The sequence below is a fragment of the Raoultella sp. genome (assembly GCF_039594335.1).
Lineage (GTDB): Bacteria > Pseudomonadota > Gammaproteobacteria > Enterobacterales > Enterobacteriaceae > Klebsiella.
The window spans coordinates 1-13815 of record NZ_JBCNNS010000021.1 but is presented as its reverse complement, the minus strand read 5'-3'; the positions used below and the strand labels follow the sequence as shown (position 1 = coordinate 13815).

Below are 13815 nucleotides of genomic sequence, written 5' to 3'. Positions count from 1 at the left end.
ATGAACCAATTCTTAACCAATAATCGATCGTTGTCATCTTCCAATCAGAGCAGGAGGAAAGCAACTCAGATCACAAAACGGCCATTTTGTTCTGGTCAGGATCCATTTTCATCCTGTATGGTTCACTAATGGTACACAAATGGTATATTTTAACTAAACCCAAAATGACTCCCGACGACTGAGGTCAATATATGCAGCGCATTTTTTTCGCCAGCCCGTACCGGCAGTTCAGGGCGCGGATGCTGCCTGTCCAGGCCGCGGCTGAAATCGGAGAACTGGCTGAGCAACGAGGAATCCCCTAATGAGAACAAAACGCTTGCTGGACTGTTGTGCTTCCGATTTTGTGTCGATGGATAAAGAGCAGCTTCTGTATGCCATTCGCGCCAGCGAAGGTCGGGTAATGGTCAGTGAATCTATCGCCATCACGCAGCCATTGCTGAACAATGTGACCAATGCTGAGCTTGCCGCATCGCAGGGCGCGGATATTTTGCTGATTAATATGTTTGACAGTGAAAATCCGCATATTCAGGGGTTACCGACCGGTATCGCGCCGGAAAAAACGCTGTATGAACTGCAGCGCCTGACCGGGCGTATTATTGGCGTCAATCTGGAGGCGGTAGATCCTGAATTTGCTGTTGCCCATGATGATATCTGGAAAATGAGACCGGGGCGATCGGCAACGGCTGACAATGCCCGTAAACTGGTCGCGATGGGGGCGAAAGTTCTGGTGTTAACCGGCAACCCGAATAACGGGGTCAGCAACCAGGCGCTGGGGACAGCTGCCGGGAAGATTCGCCAGGCGGTGGGCAACAGCGCGGTGATTGTCACCGGGAAAATGCACGGAGCGGGCGTTGTAGGCGAAAGCGGCAGCAGCATTATCAGCGAGCAAGATGTCATCGGGTTCGCCGCTCAGGGGGTGGATATTGTGTTGCTCCCTGCCCCAGGCACGATACCAGGAATGAGTCAGCAACGTGTGGCATCGCTTATTGAGACTGCGCATGCGCATGGCGTACTGGCGATGACGGCCATTGGCACCTCCCAGGAAGGCGCGGATGTCAGCACCATTCGTCAGATAGCATTGATGAGTAAAATGGCGGGCGCCGACCTGCACCATATTGGCGATACGGGTTATATGGGGATGGCATTACCGGAGAATATTCTGGCCTACAGTATTGCTATTCGCGGAGTCAGGCATACATACACCCGCATCGCGCGTTCTGTTTATCGGTAAACAGGTATCAAAGGTACCTGGTCGTCTCTCATCCGGGAAAAAACCGCCGGATTCAAAGCGTTTAGAGCCTGTCCCTGTCGCTGTCATTGGTACAGGTAGCACATGGACCACGCGGAGAAAGCTGAACGTACAACGTGGTACGTGAGGATTTGATTCGCTTCATTCACCCTTTGGGCCGCCTTGACGGGTGTTCAAAGACAACTCTTTGTGAACGCTGCCAGGGTTCAAAATGACAAGCACAGCAGTCTTGATGAGACAAGCCCTTAATTCAGTAGAACCATGGTTCGTTAACTTCGCATCCGTTTCGCGCCATTGTCCCCCTCTCACACAATAAGGATATCTTGATGAAAAAGCGTGTTCTCACCCTTTGCCTTGCCAGTCTCTTTTCGGTGAGCGCCTTTGCGCTGGTTCCCGCCGGGAATGATGCCACCACGCAGCCCGATCTTTACTATCTGAAAAACGCCCAGGCCATTGACAGTCTGGCATTGCTCCCGCCGCCGCCGGAAGTGGGCAGCATTGCTTTTTTAAACGATCAGGCGATGTATGAGAAAGGCCGCCTGCTGCGCGCTACCGAACGCGGGAAGCTGGCGGCAGAAGACGCCAATCTGAGCGCAGGTGGCGTGGCAAACGCTTTCTCCGCCGTATTCGGCTCCCCGATCACCGAAAAGGACGCGCCGGCGCTCCACAAACTGCTCACCAACATGATTGAAGACGCAGGCGATCTGGCGACCCGAAGCGCAAAAGAGAAGTATATGCGTATTCGTCCGTTTGCTTTCTATGGCGTATCCACCTGCAATACTGCCGAACAGGATAAGCTGTCGAAAAACGGTTCCTACCCTTCCGGGCACACTTCTATCGGCTGGGCCACCGCGCTGGTGCTGGCTGAAATCAACCCGCAGCGCCAGAATGAGATTCTCAAACGCGGCTATGAGCTCGGTGAAAGTCGGGTGATCTGCGGTTACCACTGGCAGAGCGATGTTGACGCGGCGCGTATTGTCGGCTCGGCGGTGGTTGCCACGCTGCATACCAATCCGGCCTTCCAGCAACAGTTGCAAAAAGCCAAAGACGAGTTTGCGAAACAGCAGAAATAGTCTGCGCGACAGCCCGGCGGTTCACGCCTGCCGGGCTGTTCTTATTCTGCGTGGATCAGAAGCGGACCACAAACGGCGCGGTGTCCGGCAGAGAAACGGTTGTTGAGGCTTTAAGCTGCGGCGTTCCCAGATAGAGAAAACCGACGATTTTATCCTGCTCGCGGCAGGCGAATCCTTCACGGACGATCGGGCTTTCGGTCAATGCGCCGCTGCGCCAGATGCCGTTAAAGCCCTGCGCTAACGCCGCCATCTGCATGGCCATCACGGCGCAACCGGCCGACATTTCCTGCTCCCATTTAGGCACCTTCGGGTGATCTTCGCAGCGGGCGACAACGGTAATAATCAGCGGAGCGCGGAACGGTGCACTGCGGGCCTTTTCAATGCCTTTGTCATCCTGCCCGGCCTCTATCGCCCCTTTCTCCAGCAGTTGACTGAAGCGTTCGCGGCCTTCATCAGAAATAATAAAGAAACGCCATGGCTGCAGCGTCCCGTGATCCGGGGCGCGTAGCCCGGCACGAAGAATATTTTCCAGTTGTTCGCCGGTCGGTGCCGGCTCTGCGAGACGAGAAGCGCTGCGGCGATTAATCAGTAGTTCGAGAGCATCCATTTTTGTGACTCCTGTGCTGTCATTTTTCATAAAATTAACATGCGCAAGAATTTTGTTACAGCACGACCGGTGATTCCTGCTGACAACCGTCAACCGTCTCTTTAGGATAACCAGACGCGGCAACCCAAGCGGTTAGCCCATTTTTAACAATGTAGGGAGAATACATGCGAACTCTTTGGCGGCTGCTCGCCGGATTTTTTAAATGGACGTGGCGGGTACTCAATTTTATTCGCCAGCTCGCACTGAACCTGGTTTTCCTGTTGCTGGTCCTGGTTTGTGTTGGCATCTGGGCACAATTCAGCAGCACTACAACGGAACATACCGCTCGCGGTGCACTGCTGATGGATCTCACCGGTGTGGTGGTCGATAAACCGTCCGCCAGTAGCAAACTCGGGGTGATCGGTCGTCAGCTCTTTGGGGCCAGTTCCGACCGTCTCCAGGAAAACTCGCTGTTTGATATCGTACAAACCATTCGCCAGGCGAAAGATGACCGCAATATCACCGGCATCGTACTGGATCTGAAAAATTTTGCCGGCGGAGATCAGCCTTCGATGCAGTATATCGGTAAGGCGCTGCGCGAATTTCGCGATAGCGGCAAACCGGTATATGCCGTGGGGAGTAGCTACAGCCAGGGGCAATATTATCTGGCGAGCTTCGCCAATAAAATCTGGCTCTCGCCGCAGGGTGAAGTTGACCTGCACGGCTTTGCCACCAACGGCCTGTATTACAAATCTCTGCTCGACAAGCTGAAAGTCTCGACGCATGTTTTCCGTGTCGGAACCTATAAATCGGCGGTCGAGCCGTTTATCCGCGACGATATGTCGCCTGCCGCTCGTGAAGCCGACAGTCGCTGGATTGGCGAGCTGTGGCAAAACTACCTCAATACCATCGCCGCTAACCGCCAAATCACGGCGCAGCAGCTGTTCCCTGGCGCTCAGGGCCTGATTGACGGTCTGCGTAAAGTGGATGGCGATACGGCGCAGTACGCGCTGAACAACAAACTGGTTGATGAGCTGGGCACCGCGACCGACGTGGAGAAGGCGTTGACTAAACAGTTCGGTTGGAGCAAAGCGGATAATAACTATCGCGCGATCAGCTATTACGATTACAGCGTGAAAACACCGTCCGACCAGGGTGCCACCATTGCGGTTATCTTCGCTAACGGCGCGATCATGGACGGCGAAGAGACGCCGGGTAATGTCGGAGGAGACACCACCGCCGCGCAGATTCGCGATGCCCGCCTCGATCCGAAGGTGAAAGCGATTGTCCTGCGCGTCAACAGCCCGGGCGGTAGCGTCAGCGCCTCGGAAGTGATTCGTGAAGAGCTGGCGGCGGCGAAAGCCGCGGGTAAACCGGTGGTGGTCTCCATGGGCGGCATGGCCGCTTCCGGCGGCTACTGGATCTCCACGCCGGCCAACTATATCGTGGCCAACCCAAGCACTCTCACCGGCTCGATTGGCATCTTCGGCGTCATTAACACCGTCGAAAATACGCTGGATTCGATCGGCGTCCACACCGATGGCGTAGCGACGTCGGCGCTGGCCGACGTCTCAACGACCAAATCGCTGCCGCCTGAAGTTCAGCAGTTGATGCAACTGAGCATCGAGAATGGCTACAAACGCTTTATCACCCTGGTGGCCAATGCGCGTAACAGTACGCCGGAGAAAATCGACCAGATTGCCCAGGGCCATGTCTGGACCGGTGAAGATGCGAAAGCCAACGGGCTGGTCGATAGCCTGGGCGACTTTGACGACGCGGTGACAAAAGCTGCGGAACTGGCGAAACTGAAACAGTGGCATATCGACTACTACCAGGAAGAGCCGACGTTATTCTCGATGGTGATCGATAGCCTGACTGGTTCGGTACGCGCGTCGCTGCCGGCAGCTCTGCAGGCCTGGCTGCCAGCGCCGGTTGCCGCCGCGGCCAATGCCGTCAAAGCTGAGAGCGATAAGCTCGCCGCGTTCAACGATCCGCAGAACCGCTACGCGTTCTGCTTAACCTGCGCCAATATCCACTAGTTCCCCCCGTTTGGCCAATCCCCCGACAACATCAGTATTGTCGGGGGAAATTCGCCTGCCACTCGCCTGTAAGGTGAAGTATAACGGGGGATTGCGCTGTATTTTTTTAGCGCTCACCTTATACTGCGCCTGTCTATGTACAACCTAAGCGATGATATGCAAAAGAAATCGATTTACGTTGCCTACACCGGTGGGACCATCGGTATGCAGCGCTCAGAACACGGTTATATCCCCGTTTCCGGCCACCTGCAGCGTCAGCTGGCGCTGATGCCTGAGTTCCATCGTCCGGAGATGCCGGACTTTACGATCCATGAATATGCGCCACTGATGGACTCTTCCGATATGACGCCGGAAGACTGGCAGCACATCGCCGACGACATCCGCGCGCATTACGACGAGTACGATGGCTTTGTTATCCTGCACGGGACTGACACCATGGCCTTTACCGCCTCAGCGCTGTCATTCATGCTGGAGCATCTGGGTAAACCGGTTATTGTGACAGGGTCACAAATCCCGTTAGCCGAACTGCGCTCCGACGGGCAGATCAATTTGTTGAATGCCCTGTACGTTGCCGCTAATTACCCGATCAATGAAGTGGCGCTGTTCTTCAATAATCGTCTTTATCGCGGCAACCGCACAACCAAAGCTCATGCCGACGGTTTCGATGCCTTCGCCTCCCCCAATCTGGCTCCTTTACTGGAGGCAGGGATCCACATTCGTCGCCTCGGCACGCCGCCAGCGCCACACGGTATTGGCGAGCTGATGGTGCATCCCATCACGCCGCAACCGATTGGTGTCGTGACGATCTATCCGGGCATTTCGGCCGATGTGGTACGTAATTTCCTGCGTCAACCGGTGAAAGCATTGATCCTGCGTTCCTATGGCGTCGGCAATGCTCCGCAAAATGGCGAGTTTATCCAGGTTCTGACAGAAGCCAGCCAACGCGGGATCGTGGTCATTAACCTGACCCAGTGCATGTCCGGCAAAGTCAATATGGGGGGGTATGCCACCGGTAACGCTCTCGCCCAGGCGGGCGTCATCAGCGGTTTTGATATGACCGTTGAGGCCACACTGACCAAGCTACACTACTTGTTGAGTCAGAACCTGAGCGTCGATGAGATTCGCAACCTGATGCAGGAAAACCTGCGTGGCGAACTGACTCCCGATGAGTAAGGAGAACCGATGACGAATCGCGCACTACTGCTGGTCGATTTACAAAATGATTTTTGCGCGGGCGGCGCGCTGGCCGTACCGGAAGGTGATAGCACCATAGATATCGCCAACCGACTTATCGACCATTGTCTTGCCCGCGGCGAAACCGTCGTCGCTAGCCAGGACTGGCACCCGGCAAACCATGGCAGCTTCGCCAGCCAGCACCAGGTCGAACCTTATACCCGGGGGCAGCTTGATGGCCTGGTGCAAACGTTCTGGCCCGATCACTGTGTGCAGAACAGCGAAGGTGCGGCGCTGCATCCACTGCTGCAGCAGCAGGCGATTGCCGCGGTATTCCATAAAGGGGAAAATCCGGCCATCGACAGCTACAGCGCTTTTTTTGACAACGAACACCGACAAAAAACCGGGCTCGATGAGTGGTTGCGCCAACACGGCATCACCGATCTCATCGTTCTTGGGCTGGCGACCGATTACTGCGTCAAATACACCGTGCTGGATGCGCTGAATCTCGGCTATAGCGTTAACGTCATTACCGACGGCTGCCGCGGGGTCAACCTCCAGCCGCAGGATAGCGCGCTTGCCTTTATGGCGATGGCCTCCGCCGGTGCTACGCTGTACACCCTCGACGACTGGCTGGAAACGCAGGCGTAATCCTCGTGCCCGAAGCCGCCGCTTCGGGCAATCCCCCGCTTCGCTTTGACTATAAATTGAGCTGACTCGCAGATTCAACGCACTATCGCTGGTAGTGTTAACGCGTTGTTTTTCCGCCACGCCATTTACGTGGCGTGTTTGTTTTTCAATGCCACTTTTTTAAGTCAAAGAGGATCTGATATGAAGCTTTTGCCTTTGCTGGCAGCATTACCCCTGCTCTGTGCTTCCGTGGTCTCCGCCAGTTCCCTGATGTCCGTCGGCTACTTTAACGGCGGCGGTGACGTCACTGCCGGCCCCGGCGGCGATATCGATAAGCTGGACGTGCGGCAGATAACCCATCTCAACTACTCATTTGGTCTGATCTATAACGACGAAAAAGACGAAACCAATGACGCCTTAAAAGATGCCAGTAAGCTGCATCAGATATGGCTGTCACCGAAAGTACAGGCTGACCTACAGAAAATCCCGACATTGCGCCAGCAGAACCCGAACCTCAAAGTCCTGCTTTCCGTCGGCGGCTGGGGGGCACGAGGATTTTCCGGCGCCGCGGCGACGAAGGAAACCCGGACGGTGTTTATTCAGTCAGCGCTGGAGATTGTTGAGAAGTATGGTCTGGACGGCATCGATCTCGACTGGGAATATCCGGTCAATGGCGCATGGGGACTGGTCGCCAGCCAACCGGCCGATCGCGATAATTTTACGGCTTTACTGAAAGAGCTGCGCGCGGCGTTTGGCACAAAGAAACTGGCGACCATCGCCGTGGGCGCTAACGCAGAGAGTCCGAAAAGCTGGGTGGATGTCAAAGCGATTGCGCCGTCTCTCGACTATATCAACCTGATGACCTACGACATGGCCTACGGGACCCAGTACTTCAACGCCAACCTGTACGATTCAACGCGGTGGCCGACGGTAGCGGCTGCGGATAAGTACAGCGTCGATTTTGTGGTCAATAACTACCTCGCCGCCGGTCTAAAAGCGAGCCAGATGAATCTGGGGATCGGTTTTTATGGCCGGGTACCCAAACGCGCCCTTGAGCCGGGTATCGACTGGACAAAGCCGGATGCGCAAAAAAATCCCGTCACTCAGCCCTGGTTAGGGCCACAGCACATCGCTCTGTTTTCATCGCTGGGTTTTGATTTGACCAAAGACACGTATGTGAAATACAACGATATCGTCACCAAATTGCTTAATGACCCACAAAAACGCTTTACCGAACATTGGGATGATCAGGCGAAGGTTCCGTGGCTGTCGGTCCCGTCGGCAGATGGCAAAGCGCTGTTCGCCTTGTCATACGAAAACCCGCGTTCGGTAGCGATAAAGGCTGATTACATTAAGCAAAAAGGCCTGGCGGGGGCTATGTTCTGGGAGTATGGCGCCGATGACCACAATCAGTTGGCGAAGCAACTCGCGGCGTCGCTTGGGATTAAACCTTAATCGGCGAACGGCCATCGGGTGATGTAAGCTGCGCCTTACCCGAACTGCCACAACCTTGCCCGGTGGCAGCGTTACCTTACCGGGCTTGCTCAATCCAGCCACAGGCCCTGCAAAGGTTGCTTTGCCGGGCTTACTCGACCTCACTGCTGCCTCTGTAAGGGTTAGCCCCGCCGGGTATCAGGCCGCTTCGTTACTGCATCTTCAGCGTCGCAATCGGACGGGGCGCGATGCCAAAATCCTCTTTCAGTTGCTGCTTGCTCTTCATCACCATCTGACCGTTCGTATCGATGGTCATGTGCTGCGCGTCGCTGTTATGTCGCGCCTGGTAGAGCATCACCAGTTGCAGGCTGTTCTCTTTCTGCTGAGCGGTTAAGGTCACCCCATCCGGCCATTTTCCCAGTTCCACCGCCGTCGCCAGTCGCTGATACACTTCCGGCGTCATACTGTCTATTATTTGCTCAATTCCCATGGTCCGCTCAACTCCACACTGGAATAATTTGCTGAATCGTTTCTTTAACCTTTAATCTGCTCGCCATTATCTTCGTCATTGAAGCTTAATGAGGCCGAATTGACGCAAAAACGCTCCCCCGTCGGCTGCGGTCCATCCGGAAACACATGCCCCAGATGCGCATCGCAGTTTCCGCAACGAATTTCAGTGCGCTGCATACTATGGGAGTAATCATTCAGATAGCGAATCGCCTCTTCGCTTACCGGCTCGTAAAAGCTCGGCCAGCCGCAGCCTGAATCATACTTCGTTTGCGAGTGAAACAGCGGCGCGTCGCATACCAGGCAGTGGTAGACACCGTCCCGTTTGTTGTGGAGCAGTCGTCCGGTGAACGGTGGCTCAGTACCGTGATTCTGCGTCACGTAAAACTGCATCTCGCTCAAATTTTTTTTGAGCTCATCTGAGGAAGGTTTATTCGCCATGTGCTTGCTTCTCACTGTGAAAGGACAACTTTACATCCCGATTCTAACAAAACATTAACAATGAAGCGTGGACTTTTGTTCTAAACTTATTCGATGCCAAAAGGCAGCCCAGATAATTGTGACTAACATCACATTTTTATCTTTAATGACCTTTAAAATTCCGGGCGCAGCCCCAATATGGAATTGGGCTCAAAGGGAAAGTGGGATAAATTGACCGCGCAAAGGCATGCTCTGGATTGATTTGTCGCAATGATTGACACGATTCCGCTTGACGCTGCGTAAGGTTTTTGTAATTTTACAGGCAACCTTTTATTCACTAACAAATAGCTGGTGGAATATATGACTATCAAAGTAGGTATCAACGGTTTTGGCCGCATCGGTCGCATTGTTTTCCGTGCTGCTCAGGAACGTTCTGACATTGAGATCGTTGCAATCAACGACCTGTTAGACGCTGACTACATGGCTTACATGCTGAAGTATGACTCCACTCACGGCCGTTTCAACGGTACCGTTGAAGTGAAAGACGGTCATCTGATCGTTAACGGTAAAAAAATCCGTGTTACCGCTGAGCGTGACCCGGCTAACCTGAAGTGGGACGAAGTGGGTGTTGACGTTGTTGCTGAAGCAACCGGTATCTTCCTGACCGACGAAACCGCTCGTAAACACATCACCGCTGGCGCGAAAAAAGTCGTACTGACTGGCCCGTCCAAAGACAACACCCCGATGTTTGTTAAAGGCGCTAACTTTGACAAATACGAAGGCCAGGACATCGTTTCCAACGCTTCCTGCACCACCAACTGCCTGGCTCCGCTGGCAAAAGTTATCAACGACAACTTCGGCATCATCGAAGGTCTGATGACTACCGTTCACGCAACGACTGCGACGCAGAAAACCGTTGATGGCCCGTCTCACAAAGACTGGCGCGGAGGCCGCGGTGCAGCTCAGAACATCATCCCGTCCTCTACCGGTGCAGCTAAAGCAGTCGGTAAAGTACTGCCAGAACTGAACGGCAAACTGACCGGTATGGCGTTCCGCGTTCCGACTCCGAACGTATCCGTTGTTGACCTGACCGTTCGTCTGGAAAAAGCAGCGTCTTACGAAGAAATCAAGAAAGCAATCAAAGCGGCTTCTGAAGGCGCAATGAAAGGCGTTCTGGGTTACACCGAAGACGACGTTGTCTCCACCGATTTCAACGGTGAAATCTGCACTTCCGTATTCGACGCCAAAGCAGGTATCGCACTGAACGACAACTTCGTGAAACTGGTTTCCTGGTACGACAACGAAACGGGTTACTCCAACAAAGTTCTGGACCTGATCGCTCACATCTCCAAATAAGTTGAGATGAGACATTGATCCAAAAAGGCGACTTCGGTCGCCTTTTTTTATGGCTTCATGTTTACGGCTAACCTTTAGGATTGCACCATGATTAACAAAATTTTTGCTCTCCCGGTAGTTGAACAACTTACCCCTGTCCTCTCCCGCCGCCAGCTTGATGAGCTGGAGTTGCTCGTTGTCGACCATCCGCAGGTTAAAGCCTCCGTTGCTTTCCAGGGCGCGCACCTGCTCTCCTGGAAACCGGCTGGCGAGCAAGAAGTGCTGTGGCTCAGCAACAATACGCCATTCAAAAACGGCGTGGCCCTGCGCGGCGGCGTGCCGGTTTGCTGGCCGTGGTTCGGCCCGGCGTCGCAGCAGGGTTTACCGTCCCATGGCTTCGCCCGCAACCTGCCGTGGACGCTGAAAGGCCACGATGAAGATGACAGCGGCGTGATGCTGACCTTTGAACTGCAAAGCAGCGATGAAACTCGTCGCTACTGGCCGCACGAATTCACGCTCTATGCGCGTTTCAAACTGGGTAAAACCTGCGAGATCGAACTGGAAGCGCACGGCGAATTTGAAACCACCTCCGCCCTGCATACCTACTTCAACGTCGGTGATATCGCCACGGTAAAAGTGAGTGGCCTCGGTGACCGCTATATCGATAAAGTGAACAATGCCGAAGAAGGCGTGTTGAGCAACGGCGTGCAGACCTTCCCGGATCGTACCGACCGCGTCTATCTGAATGCCGAAGCGTGTAGCGTGATTCACGACGCTGCGCTGAATCGCAACATCGACGTCGTCCACCATCACCACAGCAACGTCGTGGGCTGGAACCCAGGCCCGGCACTGTCCGTCAGTATGGGCGATATGCCGGATGACGGTTATAAAACCTTTGTTTGCGTCGAAACCTGTTGCGTCACCGAACCGCAGAAAACCAGCGAAGAGAAACCCTCTCGTCTGGCACAAACTATCCGCGTCGTGAAACGAGGCTAACCCCTTCGACGCCGATAAACGCAAGATGAAGGATTAAAAACAGGGCGAAATCGCCCTGTTTTTATTTACCGGCACTCGTCATGTTTTCAACTACCAGAATCCCACCAGCTTCATCCACGCGCCCCCCAGCACGAGCCAGATAGCAATAGACGCCAGCGATACCACAAAACTCACTCCCCACCACTGCCCTGTCGTGTTATATCCCGAGCCAAACAGCGCGGGTCCCGGGCCCCGGAGTATTGCGTGAGCCCCATCGACAAATTAGAGGTATAACCCAACACCAGCGCGGCAAAAAGCGGCGGTACACCGACCGAAACGGCCACGGCAAGAAACGCCAGATACATCGCGGAAATATGCGCCATCGCCGACGCGAAAAAATAGCGGGTATAGAAATAAACCACAACAAGCAGTAAAAAAACCATAATCCATTCGAAGTGACCGACATAGCCGACAATTCGCTCAGATATCCAGCTAATCATGCCGTACTTATTGAGCGCATTTGCCATCATCACCAACACGGCGAACCAGAACATGGTGTCCCAGGCCGTTTTTTCTTCAATAATATTCTTCCACGACATAATGTTGCTGATCAGCAGCACCATCAGCCCAATAAACGCCGAAAGCGTAGCGGGAATTGAAAAGAAAATATCACCGATGGTCCAGAGCAATATCAGCAGGACAAAATCCAACGCCAGAATTTTTTCTGCCAACGACATCGGCCCCATTTTTCGCAGTTCTTCGCGGGCGAGTGCTGGAATCTCCGGCGTTTTTTTCAGTTGCGGCGGATAAATCGCGTAAATCACCAGCGGCAGCAGGATCAGAGAGGCGATTCCCGGTACGATGGCCCCGACGAACCAGGTCGTCCAGGTGATCTCTATTCCCTGGCTTCTCGCCAGTTCCGCTACCAGTGGGTTACCCGCCATCGCCGTTAAAAACATCGTACAGACAATGGCATCAATCTGCGAAACGCAAATCATTAAAAAGGCGCCGGCTTTTCTCGCCGTCGCGCCCGGTTCTGACTGGTATGCAGTGGCAATGGACTGCGTAATGGGGTACATAATTCCGCCGCCCCTCGCTGATGCCGAAGGGATCCCCGGTCCGAGAACGACATCCGACAGTGCCAGCCCATAGGCAACACCCAACATGCTGGAACCGCATTTAGAAATAAACCACAGCGCCACCCGCTTACCCAACCCGGTCTTGATCACCGCTCTGGAGATAAACATGGCGATACCAATCAACCAGATAGTGCCGTTGGCAAACCCGGATAGCGCCGCAACTTTGTCAGTTTTCCCCGGAGAGAGCGGCGTCACACCCAAAAATGCGGAAACAATCAGCGCAATCATCGTCACCGCCCCCATCGGGAGCACCTTGAGAATGATGGCAAAGATAGTGGCGGCAAAAATGGCAAACATTTGCCATGCGTGGAGGGTGAGCCCTTCCGGCTGCGGGATAAACCAGATAATAACGCCGAAGAGTATCGTAAGAATCGCTTTCCACAACGGGAAAGCCAGCTTCACATCCAGAGGCTTGTTAAGTTCAGTCATGTTAATCTCCTTTTCTTTTTATCTTTAAGGAGATGCCCACGATTGAACCTTGATTCTCATCAACTGATCGCCAATGTTTTGACGAATAGTGCTTCTTTACACCATATCCAGCGGGACTTTTTTGCCCGGCGCGGGAAAAGCATTATCCAGCCGCGACCGCTCCTGCGCCGTGAGGGCAATCGTCAGCGCAGCGGCGTTCTGGGCCACATGTTCTACGCTTGCAGCTTTCGGGATAGCCATGACGCCCGGATGACTGATAACCCAGGCCAGCAGAATTTGCGCCGTGCTCACCCCTCTCTCTTCAGCAATATTTGTCACAACGTGATGATGGAAAAGTCCATCGCGCAGACGTCCGGCCTGAGCCAATGGGCTGTAGGCCATCACCGGCAACGACCGTTGCTGACACCACGTTAGCAGGTCATGTTCAATACCTCGCGACGCCAGGTGGTAAAGTACCTGGTTGGTAGCGCACTGTTCACCACCGGCAACCTGCCACAACGCCTGCATCGCGGCAGTATCAAGATTTGATACGCCCCAGCGGCGGATTTTTCCCTGCGCCACCAGCGCCTCCATGCCCGCAACGGTTTCCGCAAAGGAAAACTCGGCGGCCCAGTGCAGCAGGTACATATCAAGGTAATCGGTGCCCAGACGGCGCAGGCTGGCCTCACAGGCGCCCATCATTTTCTGTCCCCCCGCATACCACGGATAAACTTTGGAGACCAGCACAACGCGATCCCGCAGACCACGAATCGCCTCTCCGACCACCTCTTCCGCGCCACCATGAGCGTACATTTCGGCGGTGTCGATGACCGTCAGCCCTCGTTCC

General features: G+C 54.3%; 12 protein-coding genes and 1 pseudogene. 8 read left to right on the top strand and 5 right to left on the bottom strand.

The window, feature by feature from the left end; translation table 11 throughout:
* Window positions 1-301: 301 nt before the first annotated feature.
* Window positions 302-1231, top strand: coding sequence for a DUF7916 family protein (locus ACZAHD_RS05565; RefSeq protein ID WP_462455892.1), 930 nt, complete (start codon window positions 302-304; stop codon window positions 1229-1231).
* A 344-nt stretch (window positions 1232-1575) separates the two neighbouring features.
* On the top strand, window positions 1576-2322 hold the full coding sequence (phoC, locus tag ACZAHD_RS05560; protein WP_462455891.1) for an acid phosphatase PhoC: 747 nt from the start codon (window positions 1576-1578) through the stop codon (window positions 2320-2322).
* 55 nt (window positions 2323-2377) lie between these two features.
* On the opposite strand, the gene ACZAHD_RS05555 is transcribed toward phoC, so the two are convergent.
* On the bottom strand, window positions 2378-2929 hold the full coding sequence (locus ACZAHD_RS05555) for an NAD(P)H nitroreductase (protein WP_004860825.1): 552 nt from the start codon (window positions 2927-2929) through the stop codon (window positions 2378-2380).
* A 164-nt stretch (window positions 2930-3093) separates the two neighbouring features.
* On the opposite strand from ACZAHD_RS05555, the gene sppA reads away from it, so the two are divergent.
* The 4 genes from sppA (at window position 3094) to chiD (ending at window position 8205) form a co-directional block, all read left to right on the top strand.
* The gene (sppA, locus tag ACZAHD_RS05550; protein ID WP_462455890.1) at window positions 3094-4947 is read left to right on the top strand and encodes a signal peptide peptidase SppA; all 1854 of its coding nucleotides are present in this window, start codon (window positions 3094-3096) and stop codon (window positions 4945-4947) included.
* A 156-nt stretch (window positions 4948-5103) separates the two neighbouring features.
* On the top strand, window positions 5104-6120 hold the full coding sequence (gene ansA, locus ACZAHD_RS05545; RefSeq protein WP_462455889.1) for an asparaginase: 1017 nt from the start codon (window positions 5104-5106) through the stop codon (window positions 6118-6120).
* Between the two features lie 9 nt (window positions 6121-6129).
* Window positions 6130-6771 (top strand): bifunctional nicotinamidase/pyrazinamidase, encoded by a 642-nt coding sequence (gene pncA, locus ACZAHD_RS05540; protein WP_462455888.1) that lies wholly within the window; start codon window positions 6130-6132, stop codon window positions 6769-6771.
* A gap of 180 nt (window positions 6772-6951) precedes the next feature.
* Complete coding sequence (gene chiD / locus ACZAHD_RS05535) at window positions 6952-8205, top strand: chitinase ChiD (protein ID WP_462455887.1); 1254 nt, start codon at window positions 6952-6954, stop codon at window positions 8203-8205.
* A 190-nt stretch (window positions 8206-8395) separates the two neighbouring features.
* Here chiD and ACZAHD_RS05530 read toward each other — a convergent pair whose 3' ends face one another.
* Together ACZAHD_RS05530 and msrB are read right to left on the bottom strand one after the other, a co-directional pair.
* Window positions 8396-8674 carry a YeaC family protein gene (locus ACZAHD_RS05530; RefSeq protein WP_462455886.1) on the bottom strand — a complete coding sequence of 93 codons (279 nt, stop codon included), beginning with the start codon at window positions 8672-8674 and terminating at the stop codon, window positions 8396-8398.
* 44 nt (window positions 8675-8718) lie between these two features.
* Entirely contained in the window at window positions 8719-9132 is a 414-nt protein-coding gene (msrB, locus tag ACZAHD_RS05525) for a peptide-methionine (R)-S-oxide reductase MsrB (RefSeq protein ID WP_462455885.1), read from the bottom strand.
* 339 nt (window positions 9133-9471) lie between these two features.
* Here msrB and gapA point away from each other — a divergent pair, with 339 nt between their 5' ends.
* Together gapA and ACZAHD_RS05515 are read left to right on the top strand one after the other, a co-directional pair.
* Window positions 9472-10467, top strand: coding sequence for a glyceraldehyde-3-phosphate dehydrogenase (gene gapA, locus ACZAHD_RS05520; protein ID WP_004138295.1), 996 nt, complete (start codon window positions 9472-9474; stop codon window positions 10465-10467).
* Between the two features lie 87 nt (window positions 10468-10554).
* Complete coding sequence (locus ACZAHD_RS05515) at window positions 10555-11442, top strand: D-hexose-6-phosphate mutarotase (RefSeq protein WP_462455884.1); 888 nt, start codon at window positions 10555-10557, stop codon at window positions 11440-11442.
* Window positions 11443-11532: 90 nt separating this feature from the next.
* On the opposite strand, the pseudogene ACZAHD_RS05510 reads toward ACZAHD_RS05515, so the two are convergent.
* Together ACZAHD_RS05510 and ACZAHD_RS05505 are read right to left on the bottom strand one after the other, a co-directional pair.
* A pseudogene (locus tag ACZAHD_RS05510) lies at window positions 11533-12989 on the bottom strand (anion permease).
* Window positions 12990-13085: 96 nt separating this feature from the next.
* On the bottom strand, window positions 13086-13815 hold a 730-nt coding region (locus ACZAHD_RS05505), incomplete at its 5' end, for an aldo/keto reductase (protein ID WP_462455883.1).

Excerpts from the sequence above, each read along its gene's own strand:
- sppA (WP_462455890.1), top strand. The coding sequence starts at position 3,094 with ATGCGAACTCTTTGGCGGCTGCTCGCCGGATTTTTTAAATGGACGTGG.
- pncA (WP_462455888.1), top strand. The coding sequence starts at position 6,130 with ATGACGAATCGCGCACTACTGCTGGTCGATTTACAAAATGATTTTTGC.
- ansA (WP_462455889.1), top strand. The coding sequence starts at position 5,104 with ATGCAAAAGAAATCGATTTACGTTGCCTACACCGGTGGGACCATCGGT.
- gapA (WP_004138295.1), top strand. The coding sequence starts at position 9,472 with ATGACTATCAAAGTAGGTATCAACGGTTTTGGCCGCATCGGTCGCATT.
- ACZAHD_RS05565 (WP_462455892.1), top strand. The coding sequence starts at position 302 with ATGAGAACAAAACGCTTGCTGGACTGTTGTGCTTCCGATTTTGTGTCG.
- msrB (WP_462455885.1), bottom strand. The coding sequence starts at position 9,132 with ATGGCGAATAAACCTTCCTCAGATGAGCTCAAAAAAAATTTGAGCGAG.
- ACZAHD_RS05555 (WP_004860825.1), bottom strand. The coding sequence starts at position 2,929 with ATGGATGCTCTCGAACTACTGATTAATCGCCGCAGCGCTTCTCGTCTC.
- phoC (WP_462455891.1), top strand. The coding sequence starts at position 1,576 with ATGAAAAAGCGTGTTCTCACCCTTTGCCTTGCCAGTCTCTTTTCGGTG.
- chiD (WP_462455887.1), top strand. The coding sequence starts at position 6,952 with ATGAAGCTTTTGCCTTTGCTGGCAGCATTACCCCTGCTCTGTGCTTCC.
- ACZAHD_RS05530 (WP_462455886.1), bottom strand. The coding sequence starts at position 8,674 with ATGGGAATTGAGCAAATAATAGACAGTATGACGCCGGAAGTGTATCAG.
- ACZAHD_RS05515 (WP_462455884.1), top strand. The coding sequence starts at position 10,555 with ATGATTAACAAAATTTTTGCTCTCCCGGTAGTTGAACAACTTACCCCT.